The organism is Paenibacillus sp. NN59 (genome assembly GCF_057597225.1).
On record NZ_CP199678.1, the window covers coordinates 819,366 to 839,685 of the forward strand.

Here is a 20,320-nt window from a genome sequence, read left to right on the forward strand (position 1 = left end):
TCATGAAATTTGCAGTTCTCGTGTTCCCTGGCTCCAACTGCGACATCGACTGTTACAAAGCGGTAGAAGACGCGATTGGACAAGAGGTTGATTATGTATGGCATACGGCTACGGACTTGTCCGCGTATGATTGCATTCTGGTTCCGGGTGGTTTCTCGTACGGAGACTACCTGCGTTGCGGAGCAATTTCCCGTTTCGCACCCGTAATGAACGAAGTGGCTAAAGCTGCAGAGCAAGGCAAATATGTACTGGGCATCTGTAACGGATTCCAGATTCTGACGGAAGCAGGTCTGCTCCCGGGAGCATTGATCCGCAACACGTCCCTGAAATTCCGTTGCCATGACACGGTGCTGAAAGTGGCTAACGCAGACACACCTTTCACACGTGACTATGCACCAGGCGAAGAGATTGTCATTCCGATTGCTCACGGTGAAGGTAACTATTACTGTGACGAAGAAACACTGGCAAGTTTGCAAGCAAACAATCAGATTGTATTCACATATGGCAACAACCCGAATGGTTCCCTGGGTGATATCGCAGGGGTTTGCAACGAGGCGGGCAACGTAGTGGGCATGATGCCGCATCCAGAGCGTGCAGTGGATTCACTGTTCGGCTCGGAAGACGGCAAACGGATGTTTACATCAATTTTGAAAGCATGGAGGGATCGGCATGACGCAGCAGCTATCCGCTAAGGAGCCAACAGCAGAACAGGTCGCAGAACATAAACTATACGCACAGATGGGCGTGTCTGACAGCGAGTATGAGCTGATCTGTGAGTTCATGGGCCGCAAGCCAAACTACACGGAAATTGGTGTATTCAGCGTAATGTGGTCTGAGCACTGCGCATACAAAAACTCCAAGCCACTCTTGCGTCGTTTCCCGACAAGTGGTCCACGTGTCCTGATGGGACCGGGTGAAGGTGCCGGGATCGTAGATATCGGTGACAACCAGGCCGTTGTTTTCAAAATTGAAAGCCATAACCACCCTTCCGCGGTAGAACCTTATCAAGGGGCGGCAACAGGTGTAGGCGGCATTATCCGTGATATTTTCTCCATGGGTGCAAGACCAGTGGCGCTTTTGAACTCCCTTCGTTTCGGTAAGCTGGAGAGCGATCGCGTAAAATATCTGTTCGAGCATGTGGTAGCGGGTATTGCGGGATACGGTAACTGTATCGGGATTCCGACCGTTGCAGGTGAAGTGATGTTTGATGAGAGCTATGAAGGCAATCCGCTCGTGAATGCGATGTGTGTGGGTCTGATTGATCATGACAAAATCCAGCGCGGTGTAGCCAAAGGTGTAGGTAACCCGGTTTATTACGTTGGCCCACCAACAGGTCGTGACGGTATTCACGGTGCAACGTTTGCATCCGTTGAGCTGACCGAAGAATCCGAGTCCCAGCGTACAGCGGTCCAAGTCGGTGATCCATTCATGGAGAAGCTGGTTATGGAATCCTGTCTGGAATTGATCGATACGGGCATCGTGCTCGGTATTCAAGATATGGGTGCGGCAGGTCTCACATGCTCCAGTGCGGAGATGGCAAGTAAAGCAGGTAATGGTCTGGAGTTGTATCTGGATCAGGTGCCACAGCGTGAAGAAGGCATGACACCTTACGAGATGATGCTTTCGGAGTCTCAGGAGCGGATGCTGTTTGTCGTTGAGCCGAAGGATGAGGCGCAGGCGATGGAAATCTTTGAACGTTGGGGTGTCATCTGTGCCAAAGTTGGTAAAGTTACAGACGATGGTCGTCTGAAACTGATCCACCACGGCGAAGTGGTTGGCGATATGCCTGTAACGGCTTTGGTTGACGAGTGCCCGGTATATGACAAGCCATCTTCCGTACCTGCGTATTATGAAGCGAGTGCTTCCATCGACACGCTTCGTTATGACGAAGTGTCGGATCTCGGCGGTGCATTGAAACAAGTGCTGGCTTCCCCAACGGTGGCGAGTAAAAAATGGGTCTATGACCAATATGACTACATGGTGCGTACAAGCACAGCCGTTCGTCCAGGTTCGGATGCAGCAGTGGTGACGATTCGTGGCACGCGCAAAGGTCTTGCGATGACAACGGACTGTAACGGTCGTTACGTTTACCTTGATCCTGAGGTGGGTGGACGTATTGCCGTAAGTGAAGCAGCGCGTAATATCGTATGTTCCGGTGCGGAGCCGCTCGCGATTACGGATAACCTGAACTTCGGTAACCCGGAGAAACCGGATATTTTCTGGCAAATGGAAAAAGCCGTGGACGGTATGGCAGAAGCTTGCCGCGTATTGGATACTCCGGTTATCGGCGGTAACGTGAGTTTGTACAATGAAAACGCCAAAGGCTCCATCTATCCAACGCCAGTGGTCGGTATGGTAGGTCTCGTTCATGATACGGATCATATCACGACACAGGCTTTCAAATCCGAAGGAGATGTCATCATGCTCCTCGGTGAAACCAAAGCGGAACTCGGCGGCAGCGAACTGCAGTACGCCGTACACGGCGTGACAGAAGGCCGTCCGCCGGAGCTTGACCTGAACACGGAGAAGACTTTGCTCAGTACTGTGCTTGAAGCCATCCAATCCGGACTTGTTCGCTCCGCGCATGACTTGTCCGAAGGTGGTCTGGCGGTTGCACTGGCAGAGTCTTGCATCAGCGGTAACGTAGGCGCGCAAGTGAATGTAGAGACTGCACTCCGTGCAGATCATGCGCTGTTCAGTGAGAGCCAATCCCGTATTCTGTTGTCGGCTTCTCCAGAGCAAGCGAGTAAGCTGGAAGCTTTCGTACGTGAACGCGGAGTGCCAGCAGCTGTGATCGGACGTGTTGAAGGAAGTAACCTGACGATTGAATTGAACGGAACATCAGCCGTGAACGAACCTGTAGGAGGTTTGGCGAAGGTCTGGGAGGATGCGATTCCATGTCTCATGAACTGATGACGGAACCGTTGTGGACAGGCGATTATTATAACGAAGGGTCCGGCAAGGAAGGACTCGACAAATTAAAGGAAGAATGCGGCGTATTCGGGGTGTATCGGCACCCTGATGCGGCTTCCCTTTCCTACTACGGCCTGCACGCATTGCAACATCGCGGGGAAGAAAGTGCGGGCATGTGTGTTAGCGACGGCACACAGTTTAACTATCACCGCGGTATGGGACTCGTGAAAGAAGTCTTCACCAAAGATCTAATGCAGACACTCACCGGTGATATTTCGATTGGTCATGTACGCTATTCGACAAGTGGAGATAGCAAATTGACCAATGCACAGCCGCTCGTATTCAAATATCGTGATGGCGACCTAGCCGTTGCAACGAACGGCAACATCGTGAATGCACCAACGATTCGGCGTGAGCTGGAGCAGAGCGGTTCTATTTTTCAGACGACGAGCGACACTGAAGTTATTGCTCACTTGATCGCACGTTCTTCGAAAGGTCTTGTTGAGGCGGCAAAAGATGCATTCCAGCGTATCGTCGGTGGTTATGCCTTTCTGATTATGACAAATGATAAGTTGTTGGTTGCTTCTGACCCGCATGGGCTTCGTCCACTAACGATGGGTAAGCTTGGGGACGCGTACCTGTTTGCGTCTGAAACGTGTGCACTTGAGACGATCGGCGCAGAGTTGATCCGTGACATAGAGCCAGGGGAACTGCTTGTGCTGGATGCAGACGGATTACATGAAGATCGTTTCGATGATCATAAACACCGCAAGGCACTTTGTGCAATGGAATATATTTATTTTGCCCGACCTGATAGTGATATGAACGGTGCTAATCAGCATGCTGCTCGTAAACGCATGGGTAGTCGGATGGCCATTGAGGCGTTTGTGGATGCGGACTTGGTTACGGGGGTACCAGATTCCAGCATCTCGGCGGCGATTGGATACGCTGAACAAACAGGTATTCCATATGAGATGGGCATGATCAAAAATAAATACACCGGACGTACATTTATCCAGCCAAGCCAGGAACTGCGTGAGCAGGGCGTGAAGATGAAACTAAGTGCCGTGCGCCGGGTTGTAGAAGGTAAACGTGTAGTGATGATCGATGACTCGATCGTACGTGGGACAACATCCCGCCGGATTGTGAATATGTTGCGTGACGCAGGGGCAACGGAAGTGCATGTGCGGATTACTTCGCCGCCATTTAAGAATCCGTGCTTCTATGGTATTGATACACCGGATAGCCGTGAATTGATTGCATCTGCTCTGTCCGTTGAAGAGATTTGCCGTGAGATCAATGCAGACTCTCTCGCATTCCTCAGCCCGGACGGACTGATTGCTTCCATTCAGGGAGATAATCAGGATGACTATAAGGGCGGACTGTGTCTGGCATGCTTCGATAATGACTATCCGACCCGACTCGACTTTGACGGCGAGGAGAAGTTCGGCTGCAGTTGTTAGGAGGCAAGGCTTATGGGAAGAAAAAGCTATAATGAGGGCGATGTTTTTCTGATTCCAATGCATGATGGACGGTTTGCCGTGTGTCAGGTGATATGTGCACTGAGAGACCGCTTCAAAAAGGCATTTTCATTCGGCGTGATGAGCATTCAGCGTGACGAAACTGTAAGTTTGGAAGACGGCGAATTCCTTATCTATTCTTATGGCAAACGTAAGAGCAACGTGATCTTCACGTCACCGAAGCTGCTGAAAGATGGCACATGGAGCATCGTTGGTAACATTCCGCTGACTCCGGCGAAAAAAGAACTGCAAGTATTCCAGTGTGCCGGTGCGGTATACAACGGTGACGAATTCATTCGAATGGTTCCACCAGAAGAGTACAGTCAGTACATTATAATGGGTGTAGCTGGATTTGAATTGGTACAGATTCATCTTTTGGAGATGAGTAACAATAAATGAGTTGGACTTTTGATTTACACGGAAATATGTTCAACTCAATTTATACAAGATACGAAGGGTGTGAGGGTTGTGTCCGAAGCATATAAAAAGGCCGGCGTCGATATCGCGGCAGGGAACGAAGCGGTTGAACGGATGAAAAAACACGTAAAGCGTACCTTTCGTCCGGAAGTGATGACGGATTTAGGTGGATTTGGTGCCCTGTTCGGATTGAACAAAGACAAATATGATGAGCCGGTTCTGGTTTCCGGTACAGATGGTGTGGGAACCAAGCTGAAAATCGCATTTGCCATGGATCGTCATGATACGATTGGTATTGATGCTGTAGCGATGTGTGTCAACGATATCGTTGTACAAGGTGCAGAGCCACTCTTTTTCTTGGACTACCTCGCTTGCGATAAGGTCATCCCGGAGAAGATTGAAGCGATCGTTGCGGGTATCGCGGAAGGCTGTCATCAGTCCGGCTGTGCGCTCATCGGCGGTGAAACGGCTGAGATGCCAGGCATGTACAGTGAAGGTGAGTATGATATCGCAGGTTTCACCGTGGGTATCGTGGACAAAGCAAAAATCATTAATGGCACAACCATCGCACCTGGAGATACGGTCATCGGTCTCGCTTCCAGCGGCGTGCATAGCAACGGCTTCTCTCTGGTCCGCAGATTGCTGCTTGAAGAAGCTGGCCTGGATCTGCACTCCGAAATGACGGAGCTGGGTGGCAAACTGGGCGATGCCTTGCTGGAGCCAACGAAAATTTATGTAAAACCATTACTGTCCCTGCTGGAGAATGTCAAAGTTAAAGGGATGGCGCACATCACGGGCGGTGGATTCATCGAAAATATCCCGCGTATGCTGCCAAGCAACGTGAACGTAGATATCGATTATGGTTCATGGCCGATCCTGCCAATCTTTAATCTTTTACAGCAAAAAGGCGATGTATCGAGCCGTGATATGTTCACAACGTTTAACATGGGTATCGGACTTGTCTTGGTTGTGAACGAAGCGGATGCAGCAAAAGCATTGGAGCAACTAAAAGCTTCCGGTGAAGAAGCGTACATCATTGGCCGTGTAACTGAAGGAGATGCGCGAGTAACCTTCACGGGAGCGGATGTTTAATGACGAACTACCGCATTGCTGTATTTGCCTCAGGGACGGGAAGCAACTTTCAGTCTCTGGTTGATGCGGCACGGAATGGCGAGCTGGGTGCATCGGTGGAATTACTCGTCTGTGATAAACCTGCTGCACGTGTTGTACAGCGAGCACAGGATGCAGGGGTAGAATGTCACCTGTTTACACCGAAAGATTATGCTTCGCGTGAAGCATACGAGGCAGAAATTATCGAAGTGCTCGAATCCAAACAGATCGATCTGGTTGTGCTGGCGGGTTATATGAGACTGCTGACCTCCGTGATGGTGGAGCGTTACGCGGGTCGACTGATCAACATTCATCCATCGCTACTCCCGGCCTTTGCCGGCAAAGATGCGATTGGACAAGCACTTGATTATGGTGTGAAAGTGACAGGTGTAACCGTTCATTTTGTGGACGGCGGCATGGATACGGGGCCGATTATAGCCCAGCATCCTGTGCCTGTCCAACCAGGGGATACGGCGGAAACGATCAGCAAAGCTATCCATGCTGCCGAACAGCAGTTATACCCTGAAGTGGTATCTTGGTTCGCGCGAGGTCTGGTCCAGTTAAACGGACGCCACGTCACCGTTAACAAACCGGTTTGATATAAGTTGAAATTTTTTCCACACATGAACGGAGAGAACAGAAATAAGCTGGAGAAGCGGAGCGTTCGCGTTTATTACTTGATTTTTACCATTATAAAATTGTTCGAAAAATCCAGGAATAACAGCGATCAAAAGATTATTCTGTTCTCGCAGTGGCTCAGTGTGGGAATCGTTTATCAACTTATATAACAGAAGTCGAAAATTGGTACGCATTTTGTGATATTTCTCGGGAAATAAATCGGCTGTGTTTCGTCAGGAAACGCGAAGCTTATGGGATAATAAAGGAGGAGCATATTGTGAGTATCAAAAGAGCGCTGGTCAGCGTATCGGATAAAACAGGCATCGTGGACTTTTGCCGCGAGCTGTCGCAAATGGGTGTGGAGATTATTTCGACAGGAGGTACAAGTAGCCTGTTGTCGAAGGAAGGCGTACCTGTCATCGGAATTTCGGACGTAACCGGATTCCCGGAAATTATGGACGGACGTGTCAAAACATTACATCCGGCAGTTCACAGCGGCTTGCTTGCTGTTCGTGATAACGAAGAGCATACACGCCAAATGCAGGAGCTTGGTTTGGGTTACATCGATCTGGTTGTTGTGAACCTGTATCCTTTCCAGGAAACCATCGCTAAACCGGATGTAGCCTATGAAGATGCGATTGAGAACATCGATATTGGTGGTCCAACGATGCTTCGTTCAGCGGCTAAAAACCATGCTTTTGTTAGCGTTGTTGTTGATGCGGCCGACTACAGTCAAGTGCTGGAGGAAGTGCGCAACGGCGGAGATACGACGCTGGAAACACGCAAACGGCTTGCGGCAAAAGTGTTCCGTCATACGGCGGCTTACGATGCACTCATCTCCGATTACCTGTCCAACGTTAATGGCGATCCATTACCAGAGCGTCTGACCGTTACTTACGAAAAGCTCCAAGATCTACGATATGGCGAAAATCCGCATCAACAAGCGGCATTCTACCGCAAACCGCTGGCTGCGCAGGATACATTGACTACAGCTGAGCAATTGCATGGTAAAGAGTTGTCTTACAATAACATCAACGATGCCAACGCAGCACTGCAGATTGTCAAAGAATTTGAAGAGCCAGCAGTCGTTGCCGTAAAACATATGAACCCTTGCGGTGTAGGAATTGGCGAAAGCATCTATGAAGCCTACAGTAAAGCTTATGCTGCTGACCCAACATCGATTTTCGGTGGCATTGTGGCAGCAAACCGCATCATCGACAGCGATACGGCGAACAAGCTGAGCGAGATTTTCCTGGAAATCGTACTCGCTCCTGATTTTACCCAAGAAGCACTGGATATCCTGACGAAAAAGAAAAATATTCGTTTGCTCAAAACAGGTGAACTGAACGCAGCTCGCAACCGTGAAAGCCAATTCGTGGTGACATCGATTGACGGTGGTATGATCGTGCAACAATCAGACGTACACTCCATTGAAGCGAGCGAGCTCAACGTGGTTACAGATCGTGCACCTTCCGAAGAAGAAATGAAACAGCTATTGTTTGGCTGGAAAGTTGTTAAACATGTGAAGTCCAACGCGATTGTACTTGCTGCGAACGACATGACGGTAGGTGTAGGTGCAGGGCAAATGAATCGTGTCGGCGCGGCCAAAATTGCAATTGAGCAAGCTGGCGAGCAGGCAAAAGGAGCTATTCTCGCTTCCGATGCATTCTTCCCGATGGGTGATACACTTGAGTTGGCGGCAAAAGCGGGTATTACAGCAGTCATTCAGCCAGGCGGCTCGATCAAAGACGAAGAGTCTATCAAGGTAGCCAATGAATATGGCATCGCCATGGTATTCACGGGCGTACGTCATTTTAAACACTAGGACAAGTAATAAGCAGTTTGAAGAGTTAAAGTCCGAACAGAAGTATTAAAATACTCTTCATCAAAAAGTGGCAAGTGTTATAAAGGAGTGTCACCTGTCATGCTGATGACGTATGGGGCACTCCTTTTTTCAGGAAATAGATCAATAAAAAATAGACACTTAATGTTTTTGAAGTGTAGGAACATCACAATCCAGTAAAGCGTGGAGGGAAACAGACGAATGGATATTTTGGTAGTCGGCGGCGGCGGCCGCGAACATGCAATTATCTGGGCACTGGCGAAGAGTCCAAAGGCAGGTAAGATTCATTGTGCTCCCGGGAATGCGGGGATTGCACAGCTGGCAGAGTGTCACCCGATTGCGGTACACGAATTTGACAAACTCAAAGCACTGGCAGTTGAGCTAAAAGTAGACCTCGTCGTTATTGGACCGGATGATCCGCTTGCAGACGGCATTGTAGATGCATTTGACTCGACAGGTATCCCGGTCTTCGGCCCACGTCGTAATGCAGCGGAAATCGAGGGCAGCAAGACATTTATGAAGGATCTGCTACACAAATACAATATCCCTACGGCTGCATATGAGAAGTTCGACAACTACGAGCAAGCTCAGACCTATCTGGACGAGCAAGCGATTCCGATTGTTATTAAAGCGGACGGACTGGCTGCAGGTAAAGGGGTCACCGTTGCATACTCCCGTGAAGAGGCGAATCAGGCCCTTCGCAGTATTATGGTTGATAAGGTATTTGGTGAAGCTGGGGCCAAAGTGATTATCGAAGAATTCCTCGCCGGACAGGAGATGTCGATTCTGGCCTTTGTTGACGGTGAGACCGTTCGTCCGATGGCTGCTGCGCAGGATCATAAACCTGTGTTCGACAATGATCAGGGACCTAATACGGGCGGCATGGGTACGTACTCCCCACTTCCACATATTCCAGCCTCCATTATTGAAGAAGCGGTGGAAACGATCATCAAGCCAACAGCCAAAGCGATGGTAGCTGAAGGTCGTCCATTCCGTGGGGTATTGTTCGCAGGTTTGATGATCTCCCCGGATGGCAAACCCAAAACGATTGAGTTCAACGCTCGTTTTGGAGATCCGGAAACCCAAGTCGTGCTGCCACGTCTGAAAACGGACCTGCTCGACATTTTCTGGGCAACCGTTCACGGGAAGCTGGCTGATCTGGAGATTGAATGGAGCGATGAAGCCGCTGTTTGTGTTGTGCTTGCTTCTGGCGGATACCCGGGCCCGTATGCCAAAGGGATTGTCATCGAAGGACTCAATCAAGTCGAAGAAGCGGTTGTGTTCCACGCGGGTACAGCGCGTAACGAAGCTGGGGACTGGGTGACAAACGGCGGACGTATTCTCGGTGTTGTAGGCCTAGGTGCTGACATTGCAGAAGCAAGAGCCAAAGCGTATGCTCAGGCAGAGCACATTCAATTTGAAGGCAAACATCAACGCTCCGACATTGCAGCCAAAGCTTTGGTGTAACAATTAAGCCAGCCCGTAGGATGGGTACCGCAAGGTATTTGCATCCTTCGGGTTTTTTGCGCGTATTACATATATTATGTGTAAAAAAGACAGCTGCAATCCTTAACATAGCCTTGAGAGTGACAATTAGCCGCTATGCCAGTGAGCCTCTGGATCTGTTTGATACCCAAATGAAACGGGTAGTTTTTTAATAAACTGCATTATTCTATAACAAGAGGACTGTATCAATTCGGAAGAGCCTTTTACATAAAAGCGGGAAATGTAGGTAGTCTGTCTGTAGAAAGATAGGCGATAAATCCATCTCTTAATTACAGGATCACACTGGTTAAAATGCCACAGGATAACATACATATAGACTATTCTGTGAACAATAGACTGTAAGCTTGTGCCAAACCATAACGTGCAACTGGATGGTTTGAATCAAAACATGATATACTTTTCGGAAACAGGAATCGATACGTTGGGAGGTGGATATCTATTGGGTAGGCGATATTGTAAATTGTCCAAATGGCGAATCTAGGTGGAGTTGATCAAGGAACAATGGACAGCATGAGGGGTAACCCGTTTTGATTGAAGTCGTTTCTACACGTCATGGGCGTTATTGACTTCATCTTGGATTCCTGTTTTAGATTTACAAGGTCATTATGCGACTTATACAGAAGTGATCATGAACTGATTTTTATATATTTTTTATTCGTCACGGGCTCTTGGCATCACACATTCAACAGCGTATGAACAGTTAACGGCATGAACGTTAATGTATCACGCTGTAACTATCTTGGAGGTGAATCCCTGACTATCGGGGAAGTCTTTGGACATAATTACCATATTAAATATCGCATTACTTATCATCTTGATTGTACTGACTGCATTTTTCGTTGCGTCGGAGTTTGCTGTTGTGAAAATTCGTACATCAAGGGTGGATCAACTGGTTGCCGAAGGCAATAAACAGGCAGTGCTTGCCAAAAAGGTCGTCTCGGACCTGGATTATTATTTGTCCGCCTGTCAGCTAGGTATCACCGTTACAGCCCTCGGACTCGGGGCCTTGGGGAAACCGACTGTGGAGAGATTGTTATATCCGGTGTTTAGTTATTTTGACGTACCTGCCTCGGCCTCGGCGATTGCTTCTTATGCGATAGCTTTTATACTCGTTACGTTTTTGCATGTCGTTGTTGGTGAGATGGCACCCAAAACGTTGGCGATTCAATTTTCCGAAAAGTTGACTTTGTTACTCTCGCCGCCGCTGTACTGGTTTGGTAAAGTCATGTATCCATTCATCTGGGCACTCAATGGTGCATCGCGTGTAATTTTGCGTGGATTCGGTGTAAAACCAGCCGGACATGATCAGGCTTATTCCGAGGATGAGATTAAGATCATTATGAACCAGAGCTATGAAGGCGATGAGAGTAACCAGACCAAGCTTTCCTATTTGGAAAATGTGTTTGTGTTCGATGAACGTGATGCCAAAGACATCATGGTTCCGCGTACCGAACTGATTACACTGAATCAGGATATGACTTATGACGATATTATTCCTATATTGGATGAGCATAACTACTCCAGATATCCCGTCATCGAGGATGGAGATAAAGACCGCATTATCGGTGTCGTGAATGTGAAGAAGATTTTGCCGGACATGGTTGCGACCCGGGCACATCAATTGAGTGAATTCGTGCGTGAGATCCCATTTGTATCGGAAGTGACATCCATTCAGGATGCGATGATCAAAATGCAACAGGAACGTGTGCATATGGCTGTCGTCGTGGATGAGTATGGCGGTACTTCGGGAATCATTACGATGGAGGATATCCTTGAAGAGCTGGTTGGCGAGATCCGGGATGAGTTCGATGCTGATGAAGTAGCGGACATTCAGGAGACCGGGGAAAACCAGTATCTAATTAGTGGCCGTGTGCTGCTGGATGAACTGGAGCGTCAATTCGGAATTATATTCGAAGGTAATGAAGAGATGGATACGGTTGCCGGATGGATTCAGTACCAGAAGGGTGTCGGTGTGGAAAAAGGAGATACCGTTGAACACGGCGACTATGTCTGGACGGTAGTGGATGCCGAAAACTATCACATCAAGCAGGTGCTGCTTGAACGTGTTAACGGTATTGAGGCCCAGGAAGCCGCCAGCGATCTGGCTTAAACATTTCAAAACTTAATGGAGGTGAATCCCTCATCTGAGGGAAATCATTGGACGGAATAATAGCCTTAAACTTATTTTTAGTAGCTGTATTTATCGGTTTGACCGCGTTTTTCGTAGGAGCCGAGTTTGCTATTTTGAAAGTGCGGATGTCCCGTATTGATCAATTGATCTCGGAAGGCAACAAAAAAGCAGTGGTCGCCAAAAAAGTAGCACATAATCTGGATTATTATCTGTCTGCCTGTCAACTGGGTATTACGATTACTGCGCTCGTACTGGGTGCTTTGGGCGAACCGACCGTAGAGAAAATGTTGCATCCGTTATTCCAGAGTCTGGAAGTGCCTGCTGCACTGTCAACCGTACTCTCTTACGCGATTGCATTGGCATTTATCACCTTCTTGCATGTCGTAATCGGCGAGCTTGCACCCAAGACACTTGCCATTCAGTTTGCTGAAAAGATGACGTTGTTGCTTGCACCACCGCTCTACTGGTTCGGTAAAATCATGAACCCGTTCATTTATGCGCTGAATGGTGCAGCACGTTTATTGCTTAGCATTTTCGGTATCAAACCGGCCGGGCATGATACGGTTCACTCCGAAGAGGAATTAAAGCTGATCATGGCGCAAAGTTATGAGAGTGGCGAGATTAACCAGACGGAGCTGGATTACCTCAAAAACATTTTTGCCTTTGATGAGCGTTTGCTTCAGGAGATCATGATTCCCCGAAATAAAATCGTTACGCTGAATAAAGAAATGCCGCTGGAACAGATTATTGAAGTGCTGAATCAGCATGAGTATACGAGGTATCCTGTCATTGCAAACGGGGATGCAAACCATTTTGTCGGGTTTATTAATACCAAACAGACGTTAACGAGTGTAGCTGCGGGCAGAACGTTCAGCATGAACACGTTCATGCACCCAATGCCGAGCTTCTCGGAGCGTTCACCGATCAAGGATGTACTCGTTCAGATGCAACATAGCCGCGTGCATATCGCTTCTGTCAAAGACGAAGCTGGCGCAACGATCGGAATGGTGACCATGGAGGATATTCTCGAAGAGATTGTCGGGGATATCAAGGATGAATATGAGCATAAAGATCTGGTTAATCCACCGAAGAAATTAAAATTGGTGTAAGAATCAGAATCAGAAGTAGGCTTCATTTTGGTGAGATACACGTTATTAAAGACAGGTTCCCGTACTTCGGTTCGGAGACCTGTTTTTTTATGTGAAAAGCAGTTCAGAGCGATACGTTTTAACAAAAACAAACGAGTCTATTTAAGGTTCATTGAAGTAATATCTTAATTTTGAAATAAATGCTTGCATATTACTCGTATATGGATTAATATGAATTTAAAGAATCTTAATTTAAAGATAAATAATGAAGCTAAAGTAAGTTAATCCTCAGAAGCAGTAAATAAAACAACCGTACAACAACCAAGATAATGAATAATAAACGAAAACTAAGGGAGTGGAGATTATGTTCAGAACTTCAGGCATTCATCATATTACCGCTTTTGTCGACGACGCACAGAAAAATGTAGACTTCTACGCAGGGGTGCTGGGACTTAGACTGGTGAAAAAAACGATCAACTTTGATGCACCGGATGTGTATCACTTGTACTACGGCAATGAACAAGGCGCGCCAGGTACGATCATTACGTTTTTCCCGCAGCAAAATTCAAGAAGAGGTGTGATCGGCTCAGGTCAGACCGGAGTTACCGTCTATGCGGTACCGATGGGCAGCCTGTCGTTCTGGAAAGAACGTCTTGCATCCTTCGATATTCCATATGAAAATAAAACGAGATTCGGCGAACAATATATTCGTTTCTTCGATAAAGGGGGATTGCTCCTTGAACTGGTTGAGCGCGAAGGCGGCGAGCCGAGCCAGTGGACATTTAACGGGGTGACACCTGAACATGCGATCAAAGGTTTTGGCGGTGCGGTGCTCTACAGTCATGTGCCTGAGAAAACGATGGATGTGCTTATCGGCAAGCTTGGCCTGGAACAGGTTGGTGAAGAGAATGGCCTGATTCGTCTGCGGGCGAGCGGTGATCTGGGACAGATCATCGATATTCAATCAACAGGTATCCAGCGCGGTATCGGTGGAGCAGGAACGGTACATCACATTGCATGGCGTGCCAAAGATTATACGGAGCATGAACAGATTCAACAGGATCTGGATCAAACAGGGTATCATCCAACACCCGTGATTGACCGTCAATACTTCAACGCGGTATATTTCCGTGAACCAGGAGGTATTTTGTTCGAGATTGCGACAGATCCTCCGGGCTTTGCACGGGATGAACCGCAAGAGACGATGGGCGAGAAATTGATGCTGCCTGAATGGTACGAACCACAGCGTGAGCAGATCGAACAGTTGCTGCCACCAATTCAAGTACGGGAATGGAAAGGGGAGTCTAAATGATGAGTACAGCGACGATGAAACATATCTACAAAGCAGGTGCGCAGGCAGATGCGGCGACAATATTGTTGCTCCACGGTACAGGTGGAACGGAGAATGATCTGATCGGACTGGCAGAGATGATTGCTCCGGGGGCGGCGATTCTTGGAGTGCGAGGTAACGTGTCCGAGAATGGGATGCCACGTTTCTTCCGCCGCCTTGCAGAAGGTGTCTTTGATGAAGAGGATCTGATTGCACGGACAGCAGAGCTGGGAGCCTTTATCGATGCTGCTGCGGTGGAATATGGATTCGATCGATCGAACGTGTATGCGCTGGGCTATTCCAATGGTGCCAACATTGCCGCAAGTCTGATGTTCCATCAGGCAGATGTATTCAAGGGAGCAATCCTGCACCATCCGATGGTGCCGCTTCGCGGACTGACACTGCCTGATCTGAAAGGACTGCCCGTGTTCATCGGTGCAGGAGAGAATGATCCAATTGTGCCAAGACGTGAAACGGAGGAACTGGCTTCACTGCTGAGCGGGGCGGGTGCCGATGTGCATATGCATTGGGAACGTCAGGGGCATCAACTGACACGTACCGAGGCAGAAGCCGCGGCAGCATGGTATACAACACAGGTGTAATACAGGTACAGTACTTGTGGATGTATTGCATTACGAGATCTAGCACATATCGACATATATAAGAAGTTCGCAGGCAGCCTGATCGTTGAGATCGGGCTGTTTTTTCATTTTATTAATCTATATAGGATAACAGCGATTGAAGGTTATTCTGTCATCGGAGTGCACCGTGTAAAATCTTTAAGTTAACTTATTTGCCTCACGAAAAACGAGCACATCTGTTATGTAAACGTGCCAAACCGGGTAAGGATTTGAAATAGTGAGAGTCCACGCAGTATGCTTGTTATATAGCTTCGACACTACACGAATATCATGAACTGGAGGGGTTAATGTGGAACGTAACATCAAAGATTTGGTACAGCAGATGACACTGGAAGAAAAAGCGGGAATGTGCTCAGGGCTCGACTTTTGGCATCTGAAAGGGGTGGAGCATCTCGGCATTCCATCTATTATGGTAACGGATGGTCCTCACGGATTGCGCAAACAGGACAGCAGTGCAGATCACTTGGGTCTGACCGCAAGTGTACCTGCAACCTGTTTCCCGTCTGCGGCAGGGCTGGCGAGTTCGTGGGATACCGAGCTGGCGCGTCAGGTGGGCGTGGCTTTGGGTGAAGAATGTCAGGCCGAAGATGTGGCGGTACTGCTTGGACCGGGTGTAAATATTAAACGTTCTCCCTTGGGCGGACGGAACTTTGAATACTTTTCTGAAGACCCACTCTTATCTACTCAGATGGCTACCGCTCATATTCAGGGCGTGCAGAGCCAGGGCGTGGGTACGTCTCTCAAACACTTTGCGGTGAATAACCAGGAAGAGCGCCGTATGTCGATTGATGCGGTGGTAGACGAACGGACGCTACGCGAGATTTATCTGGCCAGCTTCGAAGGCGCAGTGAAGGATGCACAGCCTTGGACGGTCATGTGTTCTTATAATAAAGTGAACGGTACGTATGCGGGTGAAAATGAGTGGCTGCTGACGGACATATTGAAGGATGAATGGGGCCATGAAGGTCTGGTTGTCTCGGACTGGGGTGCAGTGAATGAGCGGGCGGATGCCCTTGTAGCTGGACTGGAGCTGGAGATGCCAGCAAGCGGCGGTATTGGAGAACGTAAGGTGATCGATGCGGTAGAGAGCGGAAAGCTGCCCATGGACAAGCTGGATCTTGCGGTGGAGCGTTTGCTGACCTTAATTTTCAAAGCGGTGGATCATAAGAAAGAAGGCGCTTCGTACGATAAAGATGAACATCATCAGCTTGCACGTAAAGTGGCATCCGAGAGTATGGTTTTGTTGAAAAATGAAGCCGGGCTTCTTCCGCTAAAGCGTGAAGGTAGCGTAGCCATCGTAGGTGCTTTTGCACGTAAACCTCGCTTTCAGGGAGGGGGGAGCTCCCACATTAATCCGACCAAGGTCGATGATATTGTGGACGAGATGACTCTTGTGGCAGGCGATGGAGTGACCATCTCGTATGCACCAGGGTACCGGATTGAAGAGGACGATGTGGATGAGACACTGTTGCAGGAGGCTGTTCAGGCTGCACAAGCGGCAGATACCGCTGTCGTATTTGTTGGATTGCCGGATCGATACGAATCCGAAGGGTATGACCGTGCCCACCTGCGTCTGCCAGACAACCACATTCGTCTGATTGAAGAGGTTGCCAAGGTGCAGTCTCGTGTAGTGGTTGTGCTAAGCAATGGTTCTCCAGTGGAGATGCCTTGGCTGTCGCAGGTCCAAGCTGTGCTTGAAGCTTATCTTGGCGGACAGGCCGTAGGAGGCGCAATCGCCGATCTGCTCTACGGTGAGGTGAACCCGTCCGGTAAACTGGCAGAGACCTTCCCGGCTAAGCTTAGCCACAATCCGTCCTATCTGAACTTCCCTGGTGAGGCAGATCGTGTGGATTACCGTGAGGGGATCTTCGTCGGTTACCGTTATTATGATAAAAAAGAGCTGGACCCGCTATTCCCTTTTGGATACGGCTTGAGTTATACCACGTTTGAGTACAGCGATTTACAAGTAGATCGCACAGCGCTAACGGATCTGGACGAGGTGCAGGTACAAATACGCGTCACCAATACCGGGGAGCGTGCAGGGAAAGAGATCGTACAGCTGTACGTTAGTGATGTTAAGAGTACAGTGATTCGTCCGGTTCGGGAGCTGAAATCTTTTGCGAAGGTGGCACTGGAGGCTGGCGAGTCCAAAATAGTTCATTTCACGCTGAATAAGCGTTCGTTCGCGTATTACAACGTGGATATGAAAGACTGGCATGTCGAGACGGGGGAGTTCGATATACAGCTCGGTAGCTCTTCGCGTGATATTCGTATGCAGACTCGGGTAAGCGTAGAGTCTACTGCCACGTTCATTCCAACGTATACACGCAATAGTACCCTGGGCGATATTCAGCGCGACCCCGAGAATAAAAAGCTGATTGAGCAGGCTTTGCAGCAATTCCAGGAAGCGAGCGGTTTTGGTGGCGGTGACGATTCCGGTGATCATGATCATGCGGACATGATGAACGCGATGATGAAATATATGCCGCTGCGTGCCCTTGTGGCTTTTAGCGGTGGCGCGATGACCGAGGATACGATGAATCAGTTACTGGATCAGATGAATAACAAGGATCACGGTATTCGCGGATAAGAGAATTTCATCCCGATTCTGCTCCATGACCTGTGATCTGTGAAGAAGTAATGAGGCTATGCGCGAGGAAAAGGGCGCGAGGCTGTAAGTTTTATATTGTACGTTCAGCTACTGCAAGGCTGAGAGGGATACCCGATCCGGTGATGGATCGGGTGTTCTTTTTTTACAGGGGAAAAGGTATAATTAGTAATTGATAATCATTTTCATTTAGAAGCATGATGAGAGACGGGATACTGTGGATCAGTGGGGAGGGAAGGTGAAGCAATGAGTCATGATGCTGGATTACATACGTTGGGTTCAAGTGCGTATATTCAGACCCGGGATGGCCGGAAGTTGCATTACATGTCGAAGGGCGCTGGAGAAGTGACGGTCGTTTTTGAGTCGGGGATGGGCGTTTCCAGATCTACATGGGGGCTGGTTGTGCCGACGATTGCGGAGCATGCACGTACCGTTGTGTATGACAGGGCAGGAGCGGGACGAAGTGATGTTGATTTTTCTCCACGCACGCTCACCCGGATTGCGGTAGACCTGAATGACCTGCTAAAAGCGCTCGGGACAGGGCCGATTATTCTGGTGGGGCATAGCTGGGGAGGGCCAATTGTACGTGTAGCGGCCGCTAGTAATCTGTCACGTCTGCAGGGTATCATTCTTGTTGACCCGTCGGATGAGCATTGTGAGTTATATTTTTCCCGTATGGCGAAGGTCGGTTTTGCGATAAATGGGGCACTTATTCCCGCTCTGGCTCGTGTGGGCCTGTATCGGTTTCTTGGCATCAAAGACTTTCTTAGTCAGCCTGATGACGTTGTAGCAGATCACCGCCGGGAGGACTTTACGGTACAAGCTGCTCGGACGATGGCTGCGGAGGGAAAGAATTTTTTGCAAGATTTAAAGGGGTTACAGGAGCAACCTCCCGAATTGGGAGACTTGGAAGTTAGCATTATTTCGGGTACGTTGCCGGGCAAGGGAGAACGTAAAATCAGACCTGCCATTGTTGAAGCTCACCGTCAGACGGTGAGTAAGCTAGCCAATGCAAGGTGGGTAGAAGCAGCGCGTTCGGGTCACATGGTGATGTTTACAGATCCTGAAGTGATCGTCAATGAGATCATGCGAATGATACGCGATGCGGAGTAAGAGATAAGAAAGTGGAAAATGAGAAATGTAAAGTATTTGAGTACAGTCGTTATAGCGAGTAGAAGATTGTTCCTCCCGGTGTCGGGCGCAAGGACAGAGCAAAAGTGATACAATAAAAAGAAAAAGCAATGGATGACATTGTTAGACCATATAAGCGGAGTGTGGAGACAGATGAAACCAGAGAATCAAGAAACAACAGGAACGGGAGCCGGAAACGAAGGTTCTAGAAATGTCCATGTAGGCATGGAAGATATCGTACGCGCACATCATGTGCTGCGTGAAGTGATTGTCAGAACGCCGCTACAGCGGGATGCTGTACTTTCGGCTAAATATAACTGTAATGTGTATCTGAAACGGGAAGACCTTCAGGTGGTGCGTTCTTTTAAAATTCGAGGGGCTTACAATATGATACGCAGTCTGACCCCTGCCGAAATGGAGAAAGGCATCGTCTGCGCCAGTGCCGGCAATCACGCACAGGGTGTAGCTTTTAGCTGTAATGCACTGGGCATTCACGGCAAAATCTTTATGCCAAGCACAACACCGAACCAGAAAGTGAAACAGGTACGACGTTTTGGCGGCGATAATGTAGAAGTTGTCCTGATCGGTGATACGTATGATGATGCGTATGCGGAAGCGATGCGGGCATGTGACGAGCAGGGCATGACCTTTATCCATCCGTTTGATTCACCGAAGATTATTGCAGGGAACGGTACAGTTGCGATGGAGATCATGGAAAGCCTTGATGAGAATGCAGACTATGTATTTGTCACCATTGGCGGCGGCGGATTAGCGGCTGGGGTAGGAACCTACATGAAAACGGTTAGTCCTGAAACACAAATCATCGGCGTTGAGCCGCTTGGGGCAGCTTCCATGAGTGAAGCAATGTTCCGCAAACAAGTGGTTACGCTGGATGATATCGATAAATTTGTGGATGGGGCAGCGGTGAAACGGGTCGGTGATTTGACTTATGACATCTGTAGCAACATCCTGGATGATATCGTGAAGGTGCCAGAAGGCAAAGCCTGCACAACCATTCTGGAATTATATAACGAAAATGCGATCGTGGTGGAGCCTGCGGGCTCGCTGGCTGTAGCTGCACTGGAGCAATACCGCGAACAGATCGCAGGCAAGACGGTAGTTTGTGTCATCAGCGGCGGTAACAATGATATTGACCGGATGCAGGAGATCAAAGAGCGTTCCCTGATCTACGAAGGTCTGAAATATTATTTCATGGTGAATTTCCCGCAACGTGCTGGGGCGCTACGTGAGTTCCTGGAGGAAGTGCTCGGTCCGAATGACGATATCGCCAGATTTGAATATACGAAAAAACATGACAAGGAAAATGGCCCTGCCTTAGTCGGCATCGAGCTCATGTACAAGGAAGACTACCAGCCACTCATCGAACGTATGAACCGCAAAGGTATCGCCTACACTGAGCTGAACAAAAACTTAAATCTGTTCAACATGTTGATCTGAGAGAGA

The 20,320-nt window shown here is 48.7% G+C and carries 15 protein-coding genes; all 15 read left to right on the forward strand.

The window, feature by feature from the left end:
• The first annotated feature begins 2 nt into the window (after positions 1–2).
• A complete protein-coding gene (gene purQ, locus ACT89M_RS03725; protein ID WP_090923362.1) occupies positions 3–692 on the forward strand; it encodes a phosphoribosylformylglycinamidine synthase subunit PurQ in 690 nt (229 codons plus the stop codon).
• Positions 670–2,913, forward strand: a complete 2,244-nt coding sequence (gene purL, locus ACT89M_RS03730; RefSeq protein WP_308723339.1) for a phosphoribosylformylglycinamidine synthase subunit PurL — start codon at positions 670–672, stop codon at positions 2,911–2,913. Before purQ ends, purL begins: the two co-directional genes overlap by 23 nt.
• Positions 2,898–4,376, forward strand: coding sequence for an amidophosphoribosyltransferase (gene purF, locus ACT89M_RS03735; RefSeq protein WP_090923359.1), 1,479 nt, complete (start codon positions 2,898–2,900; stop codon positions 4,374–4,376). Before purL ends, purF begins: the two co-directional genes overlap by 16 nt.
• A gap of 12 nt (positions 4,377–4,388) precedes the next feature.
• Complete coding sequence (locus ACT89M_RS03740; protein ID WP_308723338.1) at positions 4,389–4,832, forward strand: immunity 26/phosphotriesterase HocA family protein; 444 nt, start codon at positions 4,389–4,391, stop codon at positions 4,830–4,832.
• 69 nt (positions 4,833–4,901) lie between these two features.
• Positions 4,902–5,942, forward strand: a complete 1,041-nt coding sequence (gene purM, locus ACT89M_RS03745; protein ID WP_308723337.1) for a phosphoribosylformylglycinamidine cyclo-ligase — start codon at positions 4,902–4,904, stop codon at positions 5,940–5,942.
• Positions 5,942–6,559 carry a phosphoribosylglycinamide formyltransferase gene (gene purN, locus ACT89M_RS03750; RefSeq protein WP_308723336.1) on the forward strand — a complete coding sequence of 206 codons (618 nt, stop codon included), beginning with the start codon at positions 5,942–5,944 and terminating at the stop codon, positions 6,557–6,559. The genes purM and purN overlap by 1 nt, the downstream gene beginning before the upstream one ends.
• A 296-nt stretch (positions 6,560–6,855) precedes the next feature.
• The gene (gene purH, locus ACT89M_RS03755; protein WP_154892158.1) at positions 6,856–8,403 is read left to right on the forward strand and encodes a bifunctional phosphoribosylaminoimidazolecarboxamide formyltransferase/IMP cyclohydrolase; all 1,548 of its coding nucleotides are present in this window, start codon (positions 6,856–6,858) and stop codon (positions 8,401–8,403) included.
• 219 nt (positions 8,404–8,622) lie between these two features.
• Entirely contained in the window at positions 8,623–9,888 is a 1,266-nt protein-coding gene (purD, locus tag ACT89M_RS03760) for a phosphoribosylamine--glycine ligase (RefSeq protein ID WP_308723335.1), read from the forward strand.
• Positions 9,889–10,699: 811 nt separating this feature from the next.
• Positions 10,700–12,037: a hemolysin family protein gene (locus ACT89M_RS03765; RefSeq protein WP_154985875.1), complete on the forward strand. Its 1,338-nt coding sequence runs from the start codon at positions 10,700–10,702 to the stop codon at positions 12,035–12,037.
• Positions 12,038–12,084: 47 nt separating this feature from the next.
• On the forward strand, positions 12,085–13,167 hold the full coding sequence (locus ACT89M_RS03770) for a hemolysin family protein (protein ID WP_154892161.1): 1,083 nt from the start codon (positions 12,085–12,087) through the stop codon (positions 13,165–13,167).
• A gap of 343 nt (positions 13,168–13,510) precedes the next feature.
• Positions 13,511–14,458: a ring-cleaving dioxygenase gene (locus tag ACT89M_RS03775; protein ID WP_373323304.1), complete on the forward strand. Its 948-nt coding sequence runs from the start codon at positions 13,511–13,513 to the stop codon at positions 14,456–14,458.
• A 14-nt stretch (positions 14,459–14,472) separates the two neighbouring features.
• Positions 14,473–15,078 (forward strand): alpha/beta hydrolase, encoded by a 606-nt coding sequence (locus ACT89M_RS03780; protein ID WP_090923416.1) that lies wholly within the window; start codon positions 14,473–14,475, stop codon positions 15,076–15,078.
• A gap of 328 nt (positions 15,079–15,406) precedes the next feature.
• Positions 15,407–17,707: a beta-glucosidase family protein gene (locus tag ACT89M_RS03785; RefSeq protein ID WP_308723334.1), complete on the forward strand. Its 2,301-nt coding sequence runs from the start codon at positions 15,407–15,409 to the stop codon at positions 17,705–17,707.
• A gap of 264 nt (positions 17,708–17,971) precedes the next feature.
• Positions 17,972–18,838, forward strand: a complete 867-nt coding sequence (locus ACT89M_RS03790; protein ID WP_308723333.1) for an alpha/beta fold hydrolase — start codon at positions 17,972–17,974, stop codon at positions 18,836–18,838.
• 243 nt (positions 18,839–19,081) lie between these two features.
• Positions 19,082–20,314: a threonine ammonia-lyase IlvA gene (ilvA, locus tag ACT89M_RS03795; protein ID WP_253500345.1), complete on the forward strand. Its 1,233-nt coding sequence runs from the start codon at positions 19,082–19,084 to the stop codon at positions 20,312–20,314.
• Positions 20,315–20,320 lie beyond the last annotated feature (6 nt).